Below are 18,604 nucleotides of genomic sequence, written 5' to 3'. Positions count from 1 at the left end.
ACCTACAGCAGTAGAGCTGGATAACATATTTGTAATTCTTCAGTCACCTTGTTGATAGATGAAGAACTCTACAGTTATCACGTTGAGAAAATTCGCTTTAAAGGAAGTATAAAATTGCGTTGGCTTAGAAAGTTAGTTACCCCCTTGCGTACCATAAAATCCTTGTTGGTAATAGGCCTAAGTTGCACGTTTGCACTATCAGGCACGGCTTTTTCCGCTGGTTCGGTTTCACAGGCGCTGACAATGGATCAAGTGCTTCAAATGGCGTTTGCCAACAACCCTGACCTAGCGGCAGCACAGTGGGAAATTGGTATCACTCAGGGAGATCGGCAGCAGGCGAGCTTGATTCCCAATCCTGAGTTGTCTTGGGAGGCTGAGGATACCCGGCGTAATTCGCGCACTACGACGGTGATGATCAATCAGCCGATCGAGCTTGGTGGTAAGCGAGGCGCTAGGATCGAAGTGGCAAGTCGAGCGCAAGATGCAGCCGAGATTGAATTGGAGCGCAAGCGTAATGTTCTACGTGCCGATGTCATTCAGGCGTTTTACAACACATCTACGGCTCAGCAAAGGTTGCTGTTATCACGTCAATCACTTGAGCTCGCACAGCGTGGCTTGAATGTAGCTCAAGGTCGCATCAGTAGTGGCAAGTCATCGCCTGTTGAAGGTACGCGAGCAGAAGTCCAGTTGTCGGAGGTACGCCTAGAGCTGAAACGGGCAGAGCGAGAGGAGGCAAATGCCTATCAACAACTCGCTCGAGTCATTGGTGTGCCTTTGCCGGCGTTTGCGTCTGTAAGTGATTCAAGTCAGCCAATGCCAACTGTACCGGAACCTTCGCTGCTCCTTAATCGCATCGGTCAGACTGCGGAGTTACGGTTGGCAAAGCTGCAAATTGACCAGCGTGAAGCCTCACTTGGCTTGGAGAAAGCCCAGCGCATTCCTGACCTAACCGTAAGTTTAGGTAGCCAATACGATGAACGGGAGCGTGAGCGCGTGAATGTCGTAGGGCTGTCGATGCCCATCCCATTATTCAATCGTAATCAGGGCAATGTGTTGGCAGCCGCCCGCCGAACTGATCAGGCCCGCGACCTTCGCAATGCCAGCGAGTTACGCCTGCGCACAGAAATTCAGACCACTCTAGCTCAGTGGAAGACAGCGAACACTGAAATCACGTCGTTCAATCAAACCATCCTGCCTGCCGCGCAAAGTGCTGTAGATACCGCTACCCGTGGTTTCGAAATGGGGAAATTCAACTTCCTAGATGTGCTAGATGCCCAGCGCACCTTAATCAGCGCGCGCGGCCAGTACATCCAGGCCATTGCCGAGGCGACAGACGCCTGGGTGCGTATCGAGCGAATTTTCGGTGATGTCGACAAGCTCACTCATACCCCTTGAATTTCATATAACACTTTTTTAACCGCTACTCAGCATCGCAGTGCCACGGTAATCCGTGACTGCCCACTGAGCTGCGTAGGGAGTCCCATGGATAAAAAACAAATCCTTGTCACCGCACTGACCCTCACGGTGGGCATATGTGTTGGTTCGCTCTGGATGGGTAGCACGTCAACAGCGTCCACCGGCGTACAGACGCAAGAAGAGCAGGGCCACGATGCTGATCACAGCAACGAGGGTGCGGCCAAGGAGTCAGTTGATGGCGGGCATGAAGAAGGGGAAGCAGAAGAAGGTCACCTGACTCTGAGCGACGATCAGATCAGATCTGCCGGCATTCAGTTAATCGAAGCTAAGGAACAGAGCATCAGCCTCTCATTGCCGTTTCCTGGAGAAGTCCGTTTCGATGAAGACCGTACTGCGCATGTGGTACCCCGGGTTCCTGGTGTCGTCGAGTCGGTACATGTCAATCTTGGCCAAACAGTGAAAAAAGGTCAGCTACTAGCCGTGATTGCCAGTCAACAAATTTCTGATCAGCGCAGTGAGCAAGCCGCAGCGCAACGTCGTCTAGAGTTGGCGCGCACTACCTACGAGCGTGAACGCCAGTTATGGCAGGACAAAATCTCTGCCGAACAGGATTTCCTTCAAGCCCGTCAGGCTCTGCAAGAGGCCGAAATCGCTGTCAGTAATGCCCGACAAAAAATCAGCGTACTTAGTGGCAGCTCGGTGATCAGTGGTGGCAACCGGTATGAGCTGCGTGCACCGTTCGATGGCGTTGTGGTCGAAAAGCACTTGGGCCTTGGTGAGGTTGTCAGTGAAACCAGCAATGCTTTTACGCTCTCGGACTTGTCGCATGTTTGGGTGACTTTTGGCGTTTCCCCTAAGGATTTGAGCAAAGTCCTGGTGGGCAAGTCTGTCACGGTTAGTGCCGCTGAGTTGAATGCGGAAGTTACGGGTGCCGTGGCCTACGTTGGGAGTTTACTGGGTGAGCAGACTCGTACCGCCACTGTCCGTGTGTCCATAGCGAATCCGCAAGGGGCTTGGCGTCCCGGGCTGTTCGTAACCGTACTGGTTGATACCGATACCCGGCTGGCGAAAGTCGCAGTACCAGAAGCAGCAATCCAGACGGTCGAGGATAGGCCAACAGTTTTCGTTCGAACTGATGACGGGTTTAAGGCGCAAGCAGTAGTAATAGGTAGTCGTGCAGCAGGTCTGGCTGAGATCACAGAGGGCCTGGAGCCCGGAGCTCAAGTCGCTGCTGCCGGCAGCTTCATTCTGAAATCAGAACTGGGTAAAGCCTCGGCTGAACACGCCCACTGATCCGCCACTTCCACGAGAAGGTTCTCATGTTCGAACGCCTAATCCAATTTGCCATCGAGCAACGCATAATCGTCCTGCTCGCGGTTCTCCTCATGGCCGGACTCGGCATTGCTAGCTACCAGAAGCTGCCGATCGACGCCGTGCCCGACATCACCAACGTCCAGGTGCAAATCAATACTGGTGCCGCAGGTTTCTCGCCACTGGAGACTGAGCAGCGCATCACTTTCCCTATTGAAACCGCCATGGCAGGTCTGCCGGCACTTGAGCAGACGCGTTCACTCTCACGCTCGGGGCTTTCACAAGTTACGGTGATTTTCAAGGAAGGCACCGACCTATTCTTCGCCCGGCAATTGGTCAATGAACGATTGCAGATGGCAAAGGAACAATTGCCCGAAGGCGTGGAAGCTGTCATGGGGCCGATTTCTACCGGTTTGGGTGAGATTTTTCTGTGGACTGTCGAGGCCCAAGAAGACGCCGTAAAAGAGGATGGTAGTCCCTATACGCCGACCGACCTGAGGGTAATCCAAGATTGGATTATTAAACCTCAGCTGCGCAACGTTCCTGGGGTCGCCGAAATTAACACCATTGGCGGATTCGCCAAGGAATACCAGATTGCTCCGGATCCAAAACGCTTGGCCGCTTACAAGCTGACCCTGACAGACATTGTGACCGCGCTGGAAAGCAACAATGCTAACGTAGGAGCCGGCTACATTGAGCGCAGTGGCGAACAACTACTGATTCGTGCCCCTGGCCAAGTGGCGACCACCGACGACATCGCCAATATCGTGATCGCCAACGTCGATGGCACCCCTATACGTATTAAAAATGTGGCGACCGTGGATATTGGGCGTGAAATGCGTACCGGTGCGGCGACCGAAAACGGTCGTGAAGTGGTACTCGGCACGGTGTTCATGCTGATAGGCGAGAACAGCCGTACCGTCTCTCAGGCCGTTGCAGTCAAGCTAGAGCAAATCAACCGTTCACTGCCTAAAGGGGTGGTTGCGATCACTGTTTACGACCGTACTAACTTGGTAGACAAGGCTATTGCCACGGTCAAGAAGAATCTGATTGAAGGTGCAATCCTAGTAATCGCGATTTTGTTCCTATTCCTAGGCAATATTCGCGCAGCACTGATCACTGCCATGGTCATTCCTCTAGCCATGCTCTTTACCTTCACAGGTATGTTCACCAACAAAGTCAGCGCCAACCTGATGAGCCTGGGGGCTCTGGACTTCGGTATTATCGTCGACGGTGCAGTGGTTATTGTCGAAAATGCTATACGGCGCCTCGCCAATGCGCAGCACCATCACGGGCGCCTCCTCACTCGCTCCGAGCGCTTTCACGAAGTGTTTGCAGCAGCCAAAGAAGCCCGTCGACCACTGATTTTCGGGCAGTTGATCATCATGGTCGTTTATCTACCTATTTTTGCCCTGACCGGTGTCGAAGGGAAAATGTTCCACCCCATGGCGTTCACCGTCGTGATCGCCTTGCTAGGCGCTATGCTGCTGTCCGTAACCTTTGTTCCTGCGGCAATTGCCATGTTCGTGACGGGCAAAGTCAAGGAAGAAGAGAACGTGATAATGCGAGGAGCGCGACGGGCTTATGCCCCCGCGCTGGATTGGGTCATGAGTCATCGATCGCTGGCATTTGCCATGGCATTAGGTGTCATCGCTGCGAGTGGCGTGGTCGCCAGTCGAATGGGCAGTGAGTTTGTACCTAGTCTCAGCGAAGGCGATTTTGCACTGCAAGCATTACGAGTACCCGGTACAAGTCTGACGCAATCGGTGGAAATGCAGCAGCGCCTGGAAAAGCTTGTGCTGGAAAAAGTGCCTGAAGTCGAACGGATGTTTGCTCGAACCGGTACTGCAGAGATTGCTTCCGATCCAATGCCGCCGAACATCTCTGATAGTTATGTGATGCTCAAGCCGAAGGATCAATGGCCTGATCCAAGCAAGTCCCGGGAGACGTTGACAGAAGAGATCCAGAAAGCAGCGGCTGCTATGCCCGGTAGCAACTATGAGCTTTCCCAGCCTATCCAACTACGTTTCAACGAGTTGATTTCAGGCGTGCGAAGTGATGTGGCGGTCAAGGTCTTCGGTGATGACATGGCAGTGCTTAACAGTACCGCTGCGAAAATTGCCGCGTCAATGCAGGGGGTCGATGGCGCCTCCGAGGTTAAAGTCGAACAGACAACGGGGCTACCTGTACTGACCATAAACATAGACCGCGACAAAGCCGCACGTTACGGTCTGAACGTTGGAGACGTTCAAGACACCATTGCGGTGGCTGTCGGTGGCCGCCAGGCCGGGACGATGTATGAGGGAGATCGCCGCTTCGACATAGTGGTGCGTTTATCCGACGCCATGCGTAAGGACGTTGAGGGGTTGTCCACACTGCTGATTCCAGTCCCGGCGCTGCTCAATGGCAATGCCGATCAGATCGGTTTTATTGCCCTTTCAGAAGTGGCGACCCTCGATCTTGTACTTGGCCCGAATCAGATCAGTCGTGAGAACGGTAAGCGTCTGGTCATTGTCAGCGCGAATGTACGTGGACGGGATATCGGATCATTCGTTAAGGAGGCTAGCATCGCCATTGATCAACAGGTAGAGATTCCGGCCGGTTATTGGGCTACCTGGGGTGGGCAGTTTGAACAACTTCAATCAGCTGCCAAACGCTTGCAGATAGTTGTCCCTGTGGCTCTGCTCTTGGTATTCACCCTGCTGTTCATGATGTTTAACAATCTCAAAGACGGCATGCTGGTATTCACCGGGATTCCATTCGCATTGACGGGTGGTGTTATGGCTTTGTGGCTACGTGATATCCCGCTGTCGATCTCGGCGGGTGTTGGTTTCATTGCATTGTCGGGTGTGGCAGTGCTGAACGGTCTGGTGATGATTGCTTTTATCCGCAACCTTCGAGAAGAGGGACATTCGTTGAGTTCTGCGATCAATGAAGGAGCGCTGACGCGGTTGCGCCCAGTATTAATGACAGCTTTGGTGGCATCCCTTGGCTTTATCCCCATGGCTCTAGCTACTGGAACAGGCGCGGAAGTCCAGCGGCCCCTAGCTACCGTTGTGATCGGCGGAATACTGTCCTCAACTGTGTTGACCCTACTGATACTTCCTGCGTTATATCACTGGGCACACCGTAAAGATGAAGAGGCAGACAGCGAAAAACAAGAAATAGTATAGCAGTTTGTTTTTAAAGCCCGCTGCTGATCCTCATTAGCGGGCTATTTATATCAATGATGACGGATATGTAATCTTAGTGCCACCGTATTGATAGCTTCGTATTGATACTCTAATACCAGTATTTAATATGAGGTGTCGAAATGAAAATCGCACAAATTTACGCTCTTGTAGGAGCATTGATTCTTTCTTCCACTGCATTGGCTGAGGGTGGTGGAGACCGGACTATTGCTAGAGCTACTCAAGCTACCGAGCAGGCTATGGAGAAGTTTTTAGCCAAAGAGCTGAAAAAAACTCCTCCGAAAATGTCAGGCGGTGATAAGGGCCCGATTAGTAAGTAAATGTAGTGGTGCTACACATAAGCCCCGCCCCGATTCCGGTTGCGGGGTTTTTATTGACATGTGAGGTGCAAAAAGTGAAGACTATTAATTATGTTATTTTTATTGTGGTCGCTGCGATCTCTTCAAACGTATTTGCTAAAGATAGTGACAAGGTTTTTGAAAAAAGAATGAGTGCCAACTCCGTAGCTATGGAGCAGTATGCGATTAGGCATGGAAAAAAAATTCCCGTAGCTAAGCAATATAAATACGGAATGAAATTAGATGTTGTGAATGTAGTTAGCATGGTGCGACCAGCGGAAGGGTGCGGGGTGATGCCCGCAGCTATGACATACGAAGACTCTGAAGGAGTACTGAATACAGTCAGATACACAGTGGCAGGAAAATGCCGTAAAGGTGGTTAGCCTCTACGCTCTTGGCATAGGGGGTCATATTTTTGAAGTGCGTCATAAGACATAAAATGTGGGGGGTGTTTACTGCAGGCATAAAAAAGACGCCCCGAAGGGCGTCTTAAAATACATCGTATTTAGATGAGTAATCTAAAAGTGGATGCGGAGCTTCAACTTGACAGCAGTGAGTTCCAGGTTTTTGCAAGGGTGTTAATTACCTGTAGCAGTCTAGCCAGATGCGCTAGCAGATTGCTATCTATGAACTCCAGTTTACTATAGGTGACTTAAGCTAACAGGAAGATGATTGAAAAATTACATTTTTGAAATTTTCCAGCTAAAACGGAATGTTCGTCTAGGACGATTCATCCTGCGCAGATCTTAAAGAATAGCTAATGGATACTCAATAATCACACGAACCTCATCCAGATCCGACTCAAATGTGGTTGCGCGAGTATTAGCTTGCCGTAGGCGGAAAGACATATCTTTCAAGGTACCTGTCTGAACGACATATTTTACTTCGATGTCACGCTCCCAACGTTTCTGGTCAGTAAGTGGGTTTCCATCCGCATCGCGTCTCATGTACGTCGTATTGGCGTTAGAGTAATCAGCATCAGTGCCACGACCGTAACGCGTCATAAACGACAAGCCAGGCACACCATACGATGTCATGTCGAGGTCGTAGCGAACCATCCAAGAGCGTTCTTTAGGTGAGTTAAAATCACTGTACTGAATTGAGTTATCAAGAAAGATTGAGTCCGACTGACGCAGGTAATCGAAGTCGTTATTTCCATTATTTCGCTGATGGGATAGTGCAAGTGTGTGCGCACCATACTTCACGCCTACTTTACCGCTCCATATGTTATTGTCGAAATCGCCAAGTAATTTTTTTCCTTCATCGACAGCCTTATAATAGTTAAGGCCTCCGAATACGGAAAGCTCATTTGATAATGAGTAGTTTACTCCGGTGCCAGCATAGTATTGATTCCATACGTCCTTGAGGCGACTGGAGTAAAGACTAAGGGTGACGTTTTTGTTTAAGTTATAATCACCACCAAAGTAGCCTGCCCAAGGCGAGTTAACAGGCCCGGCATAGAAGGTCGCAAAGTTGTCGCGCATGTTGCTCGAAACTGGCTGGCTCATGGCATGTAGGCGACCGCCCTGAACGGTCAAGCCTTCAATGCTAGTATTGGTTGCTGTGACGCCAGTGAAACTTTCCGGTAGTAGTCTTGAGTCGCCAGCAGCCACAACTGGGGTGGATGGGAATACGTCACCGACTTTTACTACGGTGTCAAAGGCGCGAATTTTTGCCGCACCTCCCACTTTTGTGTATTCGTCCCTTGCCTCTCCGTTGCTATTGACTGGAAGGACATCAAATGAACTACGGCCGCCATTACGGCCGCCACCCGTGTCGAGTTTTATTCCAATCATAGCAAACGCATCCACTCCGACACCGATTGTGCCCTGGGTAAATCCAGACTCGAATTTAGTAATAATCGCGTTTGCCCATGCTTCTGAATATCCATTGCCTGTAGGGCTTGACTCTCCGTTACGATGTTCGCGATTGAAGTAGTAGTTGCGGTTAAGGACGGTAAGGCTACTATCCTCTATAAAACCGCCATTTTTTTCTTCCGCAATCACCATTGACGGCACAGAGCTGACAACCATTGCCATAGCGGCTATCGAAAACTTTGTATTGTTAATCATTAATCACTCCTTCGGTTCGGCAGAACTAGAAAGCACTTCGGCTGGAATTGTTGTTTGAAGGAAGCTGGTCGCGCTTCCTATGTCATCGCCGAGTTGTATCGTTGCAATCTGTAGATAACAGGGGCATGATTGAGAAATTACAATTTTGTAATATTCGGCGGCTTTCTTGGAGTGTTGACGCGCGTGCCGTGCGATCAGCCGTTTGCGGCTCTGAGTTTTTACAATGCTAGTTGCTACACCGTGCTCACTTAGCGACCAGAAATCTTTAATTCGCACGTGAGAGGTGCGGATGCGCGGTGCTCGACCAGCTATAAGAGCATGGATAAAATTAGTTTAGACTCCCAGCCTTGGAGTCAGCACTAATTAAGGAATCAAGGAAGTGTCGGATGAATGATTTACCTGAAACTTATCGTAGTTTTTCCTTACGGCTGGCCCAGCTGTAAGCCGCGTCAAGTGAAGATCCAAAAAAAATCCGAACACATACGAAGTCGTCGAAACCAAAATCGGCAACCACTAGATGCCATGAATTTTAAGTCGGATGATTGGGCTTTTGCGCAGGAAGCGCTTGTCAGTCCGCTCTTCCTCCGCGACCATGAGCGCGGAGAGCTTGTCCTATCCTCGGTTTTGATTCAGTTGTTCAGTGACATTGTTTATGCGGAACATGGTGGACGGATACATCATCGCTCCGGGATTGTCGGTCAGGACATGCGCCCCTGCCCACGCAGCCATCTCGCCGTCGCCTGAATCATCAATGAGCAGCTTACCTCACACAGCACGACGATCAGATTTGGTCTCAAGAACGAGGGGGGCGGCCTGACCCTTGTAGGACAGCGTTACTGCGTCAGCCAGGGCATGGAAGGAAACTTCACACCATTGGTGAGAAGGAGTACATCGGCTGCAATTTTGTAAGCGACAGTATCGAACTGCTACGCCCAAACTTTCCCGAAAATAAGGTGGGGTTCTATAAGCCATCGAATCTCATCGATGCGATCCAGCGGCGTGAGGTAATGCTATGGGTAACCCGCTTCAGCTCTCCAAGTTGGTTGGCATACAAGCCTCAGAAGTTGCTGACGCCGGCAGCGGTGCCCATTGTTTTATCCGGGGGCACGTTGCAGCTCTGCAAGCACTGCGGTTGGTGATTTAAACCTGCCCTAGTAAGTCTAAGGAAATTACGCGCATCTTGCAGGCATAGCGAGAGAGCTTCAAGCCGCACGCCTAGCACGCCTAACGACGATTGGACATTGACTCGATAATGCGGCATTGCTCGATCACGCCACCCTCGCAACAAGCTATCAAGCGCTCCAATTCCGACTCCAAACCTTGCAGGTCTCGGATGCGCACTCGAACCTGCTCTAACTGCCCTTCGACTTTTGCGTCCACCCCAGCGCAGGAAGCGTCGCGTGTATCAGCAAAGCCTAGTAACTCTCGAACATCGTCAAGACTGAAGCCCAGTGCGCGGCTACGGAGTATAAACAGTAGACGGTCGCGCTCCTCGTCGGTGTAGAAGCGATAGCCCGATGCTGAACGACCTGCGGAGGGCAGGAGGACGACCTGCTCGTAATGGCGGATGGCTATCGCTTTGGTATCGGTCGCCTTCGCCAAGGCTCCGACTGTATATGTGGTCGGACTCATTTCGCTTGACCTTATAGTTGCTAGAACCTTCATTCTACGCGCCTTAGGTGATAAGCAAATCTGCGCGCGCTCAAAAGAAAGCGGACTGAATCCTATGGAAGCACCGTTAAAACAGCATCAATCCGGAGCTTGGGCACTACTGCTCTGTGCTTGGTTGCTCGCTCTGGTATCAACAATCGCCGTGCTATTCGTTGGTGAAGTCATGGGGCAACTGCCCTGTGTGCTCTGTTGGTTTCAACGAGCCTTCATGTTTCCACTCGTCCTTGTATTGGGCGTCGCCTGCTTTTTATCGGACGCCGGTGTTTGGCGCTATGCACTGCCATTAGCAGTTGTGGGCTGGCTCATCGCTCTCTATCACAACCTGCTTTATTTCGGACTGATCCCTGAAAGCATCAAACCTTGCGGGGCTGCCTAAACGGGCACGATCCATATGCTTACCTGAAAGATGTTCTTATAAGCCTGCCGACGCAGCGCGCGAGTAAGATTAACGAGCTGCTACCGCATAGGTGGGCGCCCGCTTAATCGCGCAGGGTGTTTTGGGCTTATGTCTTCGCTGGCATCTACATTTTGCGCCACACCAAAGCAGGAATTGCTCGGATGTAAATTAGTTCGCTGACCAACTCAATCAGCGTTTGAGTAATGACTGCTGCCGCAGCGAGCCCTCTGATTTCCTCTGGCAAGGCCAATGCCAGTGGCAGAACCACCAATGAATTGCGTGTCGAGCTACTGAAAGCTACTGATCTTGCAGTGATGGCCGGCAATTTGAATGCTCGCGCAACCAGCGCACCAACCAATGGTGCCAAGAGCATGAAACCAATGTAGACAGGAATGACGGGCAGCAGCTTGTCCATGTCTCTGACCACCGCTGAAATCTGAGATCCGATCACTGCGACCAATACCGCTGCCATAGCCGGTACAGGCATCCAAGCCCAAGCGTTGTTCCAACCCTCAACGACGCGTGACCTTTTTGTACCGGCAGCTGTTGCTACCGCCAATACCAAGGGCAAAGCAATCAGCACTACGAAAGCCTCAACAAATGGGCCCACCGATATAACCACCCCCGAGTCATTACCCAGCATGAAGGCCAGATACAGGGGCAGTAGCACAAGCTGAAGCAAGAGTAGTAACGGCGTTGCCGCCAGAGTCAGTTTGGAGTCGCCCTTACCGATATGGGTAAACACCACCACATAGTCGATACAAGGCGTCAGCAAGACCAACAGTGCACCCACCAAAATCGCTGGGTGACCCGTTAGGCCCATGGTCAACGCCCAAACCAACAGGGGGATGGCGACGAAGTTGGCTGTCAGCAGCGCCGTCATGAAACGCTTGTTTGCAAGCCCTTCACGGAGATCCAGGAATGGGATCTGTAGAAACATGGTGTACATCAGCACAGCGATGGCTGGCGTCACCAACGCACCTAACGCTTGAGAAGCATTAGGTGCGAGCAGACCTCCGATAGCAGCGACAATGACCGCGACGAAGTAGACGGGAATCTGGTTCTTCTCTAGCTGTTCTCTGTCCACAAAATGCCCTTAAAACGCGTGAAATCAATTTTCGATTGAGCAGGGTAATATCTGTAGCTACTACAGGTTCAAGAAAATGCTTGGGGAATTCGCATGTCAGGAATCGGGGCGTTGTCTAAATCAACGGGTTGCCACATTGAAACTATTCGCTATTACGAGAAAATAGGCCTTTTACCTCCGGCGCTGCGGTCGACCGGCAGGCACCGAATCTACACAGAGAAGCATCGTTCAAGACTCGTCTTCATCCGTCAGAATCGTGAGTTAGGCTTTCCCCTCGACGATATCCGAGAACTCATCGCGCTCGCAGCAGATGCTGATCGTCCGTGCGCTGACGCGCTGTCGGTGGTCAAGAAGCACCTAGCAGAAGTAGAGTCGAAGGTAGCTAAGCTCCAGCAAATCCGGATAGAGCTGCTCTCAATGGCAGGCACGTGTGAGTCAATTTGCTTGGGTTCAAACTCCCCAGATTGCACGATTGTAGAGTCCTTGTTCGAACCCGCTGCTGGGACGCGCTCCGGTTGCTGCTCCTAGGCGAATCAAGAAGCGTGGGGGAAGCAAGATGCCATCGAAACCGAATAACGGTAAGCGTCCGAACTACACCGCCTTGCAACTCAAACCTTAATCCGTTTAAGCCACTGATTCACGCGCTCGCACTCAAATGCCGCCGGATCAAAAACATCGCCATGCCATTCAACCATGTCGTCATGCTCTGGATGATTGGGGTTGCCCATGGCCTCCAGAAAGTCCTCATAACCAGGCCCGCCACCCACGTCTTCCGGTGGGCAAGCATTGGCGCCATCGATGCAGTACGGCACCTGAGGACACGCAACCGCCGGTAACGTCTTTTCGACCTTGATACTGTGATGCCAACTGTCACCAAAGTCGTAGAGATAATTAAATGTCCGCTTTCCGCTCAGCGCCTTGATCAGCGTTTTACGGGCTTCAGGGTTTACCGTCGGCCCCCAACCATCAGGGTCGGGCATGCCGTAATTCTCACCGGCAATTTCAAACTCATGCAGATGGCTATCACTCCAGCCCATCACGACCTGGATGACATGGTGCAGTTTGCCCAAGGTGATGTTTTCAGGCACCGCGAACCGACGCCAGATCGTCGGAGTGATCCACTTCAGCTCAATGTGCAGCAGCAACAGGTCGGGGGCGGGTTTGGGTAAACGGACAGTTTTAACCATGGATCAGGCAGCCTCGCAGAATTCAGTCAGTGTGAGAGAAACGTTCCAGGGCAGCAGTTCGTCGACCCGATTGATTGGGTAGTCGGCGATGCGCTCCAGCACGTGTGTCAAATAGGCTTGCGGGTTCAGGTCGTTGAGCTTGGCCGAACCCACCAGGCTGTAAATCGCAGCCGCTCGTTCTCCGCCGGCATCGGAACCGGCAAACAGGTAGTTTTTGCGGCCCAGCGCGACGGCGCGCAGCGCCCGTTCGGCGGCGTTGTTGTCGATTTCGATTCGGCCGTCATCGCAGTAGCGCGTTAAAGCCTGCCACCGGTTGAGGGCATAGAGGATTGCACCGCCCAATGTCGATTTTTTCGACAGTTGAGCCAGCGTCTGGTTAAGCCACGCGTGCAGGTGCTCCAGCAGTGGACTCGCCCGACTTTGCCGAACCGTTTTTCTATGATCTGGCGGTTGTCCGCGGATCTCGCTTTCGATGGCATACAGGGCCGCAATCCGTTGCAGCGCCTCACTGGCAAGTGGTGAAGCCTGGTCTTTGTAGACATCGTAAAACTTGCGGCGGGCGTGAGCCCAGCAGGCGGCTTCCTGAATGCTGCCTGCAGCATACAGCTGAGCGAAACCGGCGTAGCCGTCAGCCTGCAAGATCCCGCTGAAGCTCTTGAGATGAGCACGGGGATGTTGCCCCTTGCGATCCGGGGAGTAGGCAAACCAGACCGCCGCCGGTGTCGTGTAACCGGCAGGTCGGTCGTCCCGCACGTATGTCCATAGGCGAGCCGTTTTGGTTTTGCCGTTGCCCGGCGCAAGTACACCAATCGGCGTGTCGTCGGCATGAACTTTATGGCCGCTCATGACATGACGCTCAAGGGTGTTGATCAGCGGCCTGAGCAATTGACTGCTCTGGCCGACCCAGTCGGCCAGAGTTGAGCGCTCCAGATCCACGCCCTCACGGGCGTAGATCTCGGATTGCCGATACAGCGGCAAATGGTCAACAAACTTGGAGACCAGCACGTGGGCCAGTAGCCCAGGGCCTGCAAGGCCTCGGGCTATCGGGCGACTCGGTGCCGGCACCTGAGCGATGTGCTCGCAGCAGCGGCAAACCCACTTGGGGCGAACATGGCGGATCACTTTGAAACGCGCTGGGACGTACTCCAGCACCTCAGACACATCCTCCCCCAAATGGCGAAGTTTCCCACCGCAACCGGAGCATTGCGATTCGGGCTGATGGACGTGAATTTCGCGAGGCAGGTGTTCAGGCAACGGCTTGCGCCGAGAGACGACGCGAGGGGGCGGTTCGATTGGTGGTGTCAGTTCAGTCTGGCTGACTTGCAACTCTTCAAGGCTCAACTGGAGTTGGTCGATCATGGCGTCCAGTTGCTCGGAACTGCGACCGAACTGCATACGACGCAGCTTGGCGATCATCATTTTCAAGCGCTCAATCTCTGCCCGCTGGGCAGAGACCAGAGCCTTCAAGGCTTGAAGATCGTTAGGCAAAGAGTCGGTCGCGAGCGTCATGACCGAATGTTACTTGGGATTTTTTCAGCGTGGCAAGTCAGACCGCGAGGATGGGTGCTGTACGAATTGGCCTGCGCCAATCAATGCCTTCCAACAGCATCGACAACTGCGCAGCCGTCAGCGACACGCTGCCGCTGGTTGCTTGCGGCCAGACAAAGCGTCCTTGTTCCAACCGTTTGCAAAACAGACACAACCCGTCGCCGTCCCACCATAGCAATTTGATCCGGTCACCGCGCCGTCCGCGAAAAGCAAAGATCTGACCGGAGAACGGATCGGCTTCAAGCTGAGTCTGCACCAGTGCGGCTAAACCGTCGAAGCCACGGCGCATGTCCGTGACGCCGGCAGCGATCCAGATGCGGGTTCCAGCGGGCGGAGCAATCATCGCAGTAACTGCTGCAAGATGAGTTGCAGGGTCTGCGGGTCAGGCGTGCCAGTGATGCGCAGCTTGGCTTTTCCCGCCTCAACAACGATCACGGAATGACACTCAGGCGGTGACTGAATGACTTGCGGTAAATCTATTGGCGCCTCGATCACCTGGACAGGCAAAAGCGTTGCACTCTGGCTGGCCGGGCCGAACAAGCCCTCTTGATATTGCTGCCGCCAGCGAAAGACCAGGTTGGCATTGACGTCATGCTCACGAGCGATCAACGACACGGAGGCGCCAGGCTGGAACGTGGCTTCGACAACTTTGCGTTTGAACTCTGGCGGGAAGTTGGGGCGACGACCGGGTCGACGGGCTGGGGCAATGATATCCAAGATAGTGTCCACTAAAAAATGGTGTCCACTATCTTGGCCAATTCGGAGGGCTGTCAGCAGAGGGTGCTGGCCGGACGGTTACGAATAACGCGAAGGTCTCGAAGGTATATTGAATCGCCCCGGCTTTTCTAGACACTCTCCAAGCTCGCTGATTGCAATTGCTATCGATATAGTGCCCAGGCGCTGTGCCGCATTTATCGCACACCCTAATAAAAACTCATAGGTGGCAATGCACTTTAGGTAGAGCGGCATCCGTGTGGACAGGACAGGGATTATCAGTTGGCGCAACCGATGAGCACCTCGACATAATTGTTCCCGATACCATCCTGCAACTTGTGGCCAAAAGCGCAAGCGGAGCGCGCCGGCCCACGATGGGCCAGAGGCTTGAGAATGGAAGCCCGAAGCGTATGGCGTAATGCCCCCGATACGGAACATTAAGTTCCTTTTGCCCCGTTATGTACCCAGATGGGGGGCACTACGGGGGGCACTGTCCTGCGTGTAGCAGTGGACGGTCGTCATCACCGCCAGGCGTTAAAGAGACTTAGGCTGGCCGTCATACCTAGAAAGCTCGAGATCCCGCAGCGCCATCAACTCGTCACTCCGTCGCATAAACTCATCTGGAGTTATTTTTTTGAGCTTGAATTCGTTGTAAAGAGCATCGGAGTTCTTCTGATAAAGCGTTAACGTATTAGTCTTGTGCACGCTTTCAGCCGCATCACCTATGCTCTTATCTCCTTCGAATACCTTTGTTAGATAGTCTCTGAGAGACTCAATGCTCTTGTGGCCTGTCCACTCCCTAACTTTGCGTAAGAATTCCTTGTCGCTGATAAGTGCTGCTTGGAACTCATCCTTGCTTTCATACTTGTGTCGTTCGACGAGCAATCTGAACAAGTTCGTGATAAAGGCATGGCGGAACATATGCGCGCATGCTTGCTCTTCAATTCCAGCCGATTCTCTGATCTTCGAGACTATCGACGTTATAGTCTCAGGTGCGATCGGTTTTGCTGTTATTTCAGATATGAGCAAGTAGTCGTTTTGGTTTTCTGGGTGTGCTTTGATCAACTTCTGTCTTGCGGCTAAGTATTTTTTGACCTCATTCAATGCAATCGCATTCACCGGAACTTCACGGACAAATGCTTCGCCGCGCTTAAGCGTTACCAGCTTTAGCATTGGATACTTCATCAGCAGGGCATCACGCAGTGACGATGTTGTCAGGGATGCGATTTCCGATCGCCGAGCGCCTGTATGCTGAAGAAGTGTGAGCAGTGCAAGGTGTCGCGCTTTGAGGAACTCGGACTTGCCGCTATCATTTACCGCCTGCACCATCTTGTCAATGTTATGCTCAGAAATTGGGCTTCGTGTGTGCTCGCGGAAAGGTAGGGGGAAAGAGTGGTGCGAGATCGTAGTTGTTACTTTGTGTTGATTGTTGAAGGTGCGAATTACTTCTTCGGTGGTTAACTTGATGGTGCCTTTTGGTGATACGAAGTTGAGGTCGCCATAAAATTCGCCAATCCAAGCTAGGAACTTTAAGCACTCTCTACCTATGTTGATGGTGGTTCTGTCTGCTCTTTTTGGTTTATCAGGTTTTCTAGGGTTGGGCTCTTCAATTAGCTCAATGATGAAATCTTCAAAAAACTTGTCGGTTATGTGATAAGGGTCGACCCTGTAATGCCAGCAGCGTCTTATCAGCTGGCTAATGTTGCTCGCGTACTGGCCAATCGTTCCACCCTTGCTGTCCTGCCTTCGACCATCAGCAGAAATTTGCTCATGCTTCTTGGATAGTTTTAGCAAATAGAGATTGGCGATATGGCATGGCTCGTTATTTGGCCACTTTATGTATGGGAATTTGTAGAAGGCATGCTTGCGCGTCTTACCTCCGGAAAATCTCTGGAACAGATCTACATGATCTAGCGTTTCCACCAGAAATTCTTCATTCATTTTTCTTACCCTTGGCCGTGATAGATACGACCGATGCCTTCTGTATAGGCGGGATTTGATACATTTCAGGGTTTAGACTGGTTATTGCAGTGATACGCTTTAATATTTCCGCAGCGCGAATCTTGCGCGTCACTTCATCTTGTGCGCTGACTACGCCATCCAGCTTACTGCGGACATCCGATAAGGTTTGCAGGAGTATCAAGTTTGAGCGCTTCTGTACATCAAGGCTGAGATTAAGCTCCGCCAATTGCGCCAGTATCGCCTCTCTAGTTCTATTGTTTTTCGTGGGTGTTTTTTTTTCCTCCTTGTTGATAACCGACGCAGCATTTTTACGTAGGCGATCTATTGCAAGGAATCCACCCGGTATTCGCTCTTCGCTTCTTTGCTTAAATGTGTTTAAACTTATGGGTGATATATGTAGCGTCTCTCCCTCAACGATCGTTTCCAAAGCGAGCTTCGCCAGAGATGCCTGGCTAATAAGGGAGTCCCTTATAACGACACTTTTGAGGTACTTGTAAGGCGTCGCGATTATCGCTAGTAATAACTTTCTCGTGTTCTCAATCGAGGCGGCTTGAATGGTTTTTCCCTCATCCCATTTCATCTTGTTTCCTCACAACAACAAGTATGTCAACCCGTAAACCGTTATCACTCTCCAGGAAAACTGGCTCCATGGTCATTTGGTCGCTTTCCATAAGAAAGTCAAAGTATTCTGCGAGCTGTTCTGCATCCATTAATGACACGTTTCGGGTGCCGAATTTAGCCTCAATCAGATCAACCACATCAGTATAGTACGTGGCGCCGCCAGAGGCGATACGCTCGCTGAGGGCTTGCGACAAGGTGTTTTGAAGCTCCTTGCCTGGCAGCTCCTCCGTAATGTAATTCCAGATGTGCGCCGGGTCAGTGTGCCCGAACATCCACTGCAGGATGCCTACGCTTGCCCCGTACCCACAATGGAGGAAGATTAAGGCAAAGAACCGCCTCAGTTGGTGTTGGCGGATGTAGTAGCGACGCCCCAAACTGTCGCGCTCGACCTCAAAGTAATCACAAAACAGATCAATATTTTTGTAGTAGAGGTAAACGTCGCAAGGCGTCAAAGAACTTGTGCCTATGATGCCTGGGGACGAAAACAAGGGAAGGTGCTGATCGATGAAGCCGATGCTGATCAGCTCTGTCTGGAAGTCAATGAGCGTCTGAACCATTTCCGCCGCTAGGGGATCAATGGGGCGGGCGTTTCGAGCCCTGCGACCTTTTAGACCCCGACTAGACTTGGCGATAGGGGCGATCAGCCACTTTTTGTCCGCGCTGAGACAGTTGGCAGGATCGAGGCCGCGTAGTTCACAACCCCGTTTCGCCATCGTTGCTCCTACCAACAACTGGATAGATCCGTAATAGACCGCGATGAGTTCCAGTAGCCCTACATTGCCCCGTAGCTTGCTGAAATACAGTTCCTTGCTTTCTTTTAGTTCAGTACCAGGATCCCTTCCGTTGGAGCGAGTAGAAATTCCTAGGTACTGGACGCCAAGTTTAGCGATGGAGGGTTCGAGTAGCGAGAGGATAGTTGTGTCTGGGATGCCTGTGATGTTGACCTTGTGTTTCACGGAATATTTGGCGATGTTCACATAGCTTTCAAGAAGCTGCGGGCCGTATTCAAAGTTGTAGTGGTCTAATGAAACCGGACACCCATTTAGGCGAGAATGCTCGCCAGATCGAGGTGTCAGATGACCAAACAAC

Annotated in this window: 15 protein-coding genes and 4 pseudogenes; 9 read left to right on the top strand and 10 right to left on the bottom strand. The window is 51.8% G+C overall.

Annotated elements, in window-relative coordinates; all coding sequences use genetic code 11:
- Positions 1–171 precede the first annotated feature (171 nt).
- The 5 genes from GHN92_RS12000 to GHN92_RS11980 all read left to right on the top strand — a co-directional run bounded on the left by GHN92_RS12000 (position 172) and on the right by GHN92_RS11980 (position 6,639).
- A complete protein-coding gene (locus GHN92_RS12000) occupies positions 172–1,395 on the top strand; it encodes a TolC family protein (protein ID WP_228795938.1) in 1,224 nt (407 codons plus the stop codon).
- An 87-nt stretch (positions 1,396–1,482) separates the two neighbouring features.
- Positions 1,483–2,709 (top strand): efflux RND transporter periplasmic adaptor subunit, encoded by a 1,227-nt coding sequence (locus GHN92_RS11995; protein WP_003444054.1) that lies wholly within the window; start codon positions 1,483–1,485, stop codon positions 2,707–2,709.
- 26 nt (positions 2,710–2,735) lie between these two features.
- Positions 2,736–5,900, top strand: coding sequence for a CusA/CzcA family heavy metal efflux RND transporter (locus tag GHN92_RS11990; protein ID WP_016779310.1), 3,165 nt, complete (start codon positions 2,736–2,738; stop codon positions 5,898–5,900).
- A 140-nt stretch (positions 5,901–6,040) separates the two neighbouring features.
- Positions 6,041–6,238: a co-regulatory protein PtrA N-terminal domain-containing protein gene (locus tag GHN92_RS11985; protein ID WP_016779311.1), complete on the top strand. Its 198-nt coding sequence runs from the start codon at positions 6,041–6,043 to the stop codon at positions 6,236–6,238.
- A gap of 74 nt (positions 6,239–6,312) precedes the next feature.
- Complete coding sequence (locus GHN92_RS11980) at positions 6,313–6,639, top strand: DUF2790 domain-containing protein (protein ID WP_081481051.1); 327 nt, start codon at positions 6,313–6,315, stop codon at positions 6,637–6,639.
- A gap of 363 nt (positions 6,640–7,002) precedes the next feature.
- Here GHN92_RS11980 and GHN92_RS11975 read toward each other — a convergent pair whose 3' ends face one another.
- Positions 7,003–8,328, bottom strand: coding sequence for an OprD family porin (locus GHN92_RS11975; protein WP_016779312.1), 1,326 nt, complete (start codon positions 8,326–8,328; stop codon positions 7,003–7,005).
- A gap of 390 nt (positions 8,329–8,718) precedes the next feature.
- Here GHN92_RS11975 and GHN92_RS11970 point away from each other — a divergent pair, with 390 nt between their 5' ends.
- Complete coding sequence (locus GHN92_RS11970; RefSeq protein ID WP_016779313.1) at positions 8,719–9,072, top strand: hypothetical protein; 354 nt, start codon at positions 8,719–8,721, stop codon at positions 9,070–9,072.
- Between the two features lie 480 nt (positions 9,073–9,552).
- Here GHN92_RS11970 and GHN92_RS11965 read toward each other — a convergent pair whose 3' ends face one another.
- The gene (locus tag GHN92_RS11965; RefSeq protein WP_029611214.1) at positions 9,553–9,960 is read right to left on the bottom strand and encodes a helix-turn-helix domain-containing protein; all 408 of its coding nucleotides are present in this window, start codon (positions 9,958–9,960) and stop codon (positions 9,553–9,555) included.
- Between the two features lie 94 nt (positions 9,961–10,054).
- Here GHN92_RS11965 and GHN92_RS11960 point away from each other — a divergent pair.
- Positions 10,055–10,369 (top strand): annotated as a pseudogene (locus tag GHN92_RS11960) (disulfide bond formation protein B); the annotation flags it as partial.
- 2 nt (positions 10,370–10,371) lie between these two features.
- Positions 10,372–10,482: pseudogene (locus GHN92_RS11955) on the top strand (transposase domain-containing protein); the annotation flags it as partial.
- A 38-nt stretch (positions 10,483–10,520) separates the two neighbouring features.
- Here the strand turns inward: GHN92_RS11955 and GHN92_RS11950 are convergent.
- Positions 10,521–11,483 carry an arsenic resistance protein gene (locus GHN92_RS11950; RefSeq protein WP_016779316.1) on the bottom strand — a complete coding sequence of 321 codons (963 nt, stop codon included), beginning with the start codon at positions 11,481–11,483 and terminating at the stop codon, positions 10,521–10,523.
- A 93-nt stretch (positions 11,484–11,576) separates the two neighbouring features.
- On the opposite strand from GHN92_RS11950, the gene GHN92_RS11945 reads away from it, so the two are divergent.
- Positions 11,577–12,011: a helix-turn-helix domain-containing protein gene (locus tag GHN92_RS11945; protein ID WP_016779317.1), complete on the top strand. Its 435-nt coding sequence runs from the start codon at positions 11,577–11,579 to the stop codon at positions 12,009–12,011.
- An 80-nt stretch (positions 12,012–12,091) separates the two neighbouring features.
- On the opposite strand, the gene GHN92_RS11940 is transcribed toward GHN92_RS11945, so the two are convergent.
- The 7 genes and pseudogenes from GHN92_RS11940 to GHN92_RS11910 all read right to left on the bottom strand — a co-directional run.
- Positions 12,092–12,670, bottom strand: a complete 579-nt coding sequence (locus GHN92_RS11940; protein WP_082136488.1) for a plasmid pRiA4b ORF-3 family protein — start codon at positions 12,668–12,670, stop codon at positions 12,092–12,094.
- A 3-nt stretch (positions 12,671–12,673) separates the two neighbouring features.
- Complete coding sequence (locus GHN92_RS11935) at positions 12,674–14,179, bottom strand: IS66 family transposase (RefSeq protein WP_153380244.1); 1,506 nt, start codon at positions 14,177–14,179, stop codon at positions 12,674–12,676.
- Between the two features lie 37 nt (positions 14,180–14,216).
- Positions 14,217–14,561 carry an IS66 family insertion sequence element accessory protein TnpB gene (tnpB, locus tag GHN92_RS11930; RefSeq protein ID WP_048351026.1) on the bottom strand — a complete coding sequence of 115 codons (345 nt, stop codon included), beginning with the start codon at positions 14,559–14,561 and terminating at the stop codon, positions 14,217–14,219.
- Between the two features lie 193 nt (positions 14,562–14,754).
- Positions 14,755–14,863, bottom strand: a pseudogene (locus GHN92_RS24440) (transposase); the annotation flags it as partial.
- A 603-nt stretch (positions 14,864–15,466) separates the two neighbouring features.
- Entirely contained in the window at positions 15,467–16,873 is a 1,407-nt protein-coding gene (locus tag GHN92_RS11920) for a site-specific integrase (protein WP_095018412.1), read from the bottom strand.
- Positions 16,866–17,474 carry a hypothetical protein gene (locus GHN92_RS11915; RefSeq protein WP_095023445.1) on the bottom strand — a complete coding sequence of 203 codons (609 nt, stop codon included), beginning with the start codon at positions 17,472–17,474 and terminating at the stop codon, positions 16,866–16,868. The genes GHN92_RS11920 and GHN92_RS11915 overlap by 8 nt, the downstream gene beginning before the upstream one ends.
- Positions 17,461–18,604: pseudogene (locus GHN92_RS11910) on the bottom strand (hypothetical protein); the annotation flags it as partial. The gene GHN92_RS11915 and the pseudogene GHN92_RS11910, both read right to left, overlap by 14 nt.

This window comes from Pseudomonas sp. FSL R10-2964, assembly GCF_009600035.1.
GTDB classification, from domain to species: domain Bacteria; phylum Pseudomonadota; class Gammaproteobacteria; order Pseudomonadales; family Pseudomonadaceae; genus Aquipseudomonas; species Aquipseudomonas bubulae.
Note: the sequence above shows the minus strand (reverse complement) of the source record. Positions and strands in the feature narration are given on the sequence as shown.

Coding starts and splice junctions, on each gene's coding strand:
- GHN92_RS11995 (WP_003444054.1), top strand. CDS start 1,483: ATGGATAAAAAACAAATCCTTGTCACCGCACTGACCCTCACGGTGGGC.
- GHN92_RS11990 (WP_016779310.1), top strand. CDS start 2,736: ATGTTCGAACGCCTAATCCAATTTGCCATCGAGCAACGCATAATCGTC.
- GHN92_RS11985 (WP_016779311.1), top strand. CDS start 6,041: ATGAAAATCGCACAAATTTACGCTCTTGTAGGAGCATTGATTCTTTCT.
- GHN92_RS11975 (WP_016779312.1), bottom strand. CDS start 8,328: ATGATTAACAATACAAAGTTTTCGATAGCCGCTATGGCAATGGTTGTC.
- GHN92_RS11970 (WP_016779313.1), top strand. CDS start 8,719: ATGATTTACCTGAAACTTATCGTAGTTTTTCCTTACGGCTGGCCCAGC.
- GHN92_RS11965 (WP_029611214.1), bottom strand. CDS start 9,960: ATGAGTCCGACCACATATACAGTCGGAGCCTTGGCGAAGGCGACCGAT.
- GHN92_RS11945 (WP_016779317.1), top strand. CDS start 11,577: ATGTCAGGAATCGGGGCGTTGTCTAAATCAACGGGTTGCCACATTGAA.
- GHN92_RS11940 (WP_082136488.1), bottom strand. CDS start 12,670: ATGGTTAAAACTGTCCGTTTACCCAAACCCGCCCCCGACCTGTTGCTG.
- GHN92_RS11935 (WP_153380244.1), bottom strand. CDS start 14,179: ATGACGCTCGCGACCGACTCTTTGCCTAACGATCTTCAAGCCTTGAAG.
- tnpB (WP_048351026.1), bottom strand. CDS start 14,561: ATGATTGCTCCGCCCGCTGGAACCCGCATCTGGATCGCTGCCGGCGTC.
- GHN92_RS11920 (WP_095018412.1), bottom strand. CDS start 16,873: ATGAATGAAGAATTTCTGGTGGAAACGCTAGATCATGTAGATCTGTTC.
- GHN92_RS11915 (WP_095023445.1), bottom strand. CDS start 17,474: ATGAAATGGGATGAGGGAAAAACCATTCAAGCCGCCTCGATTGAGAAC.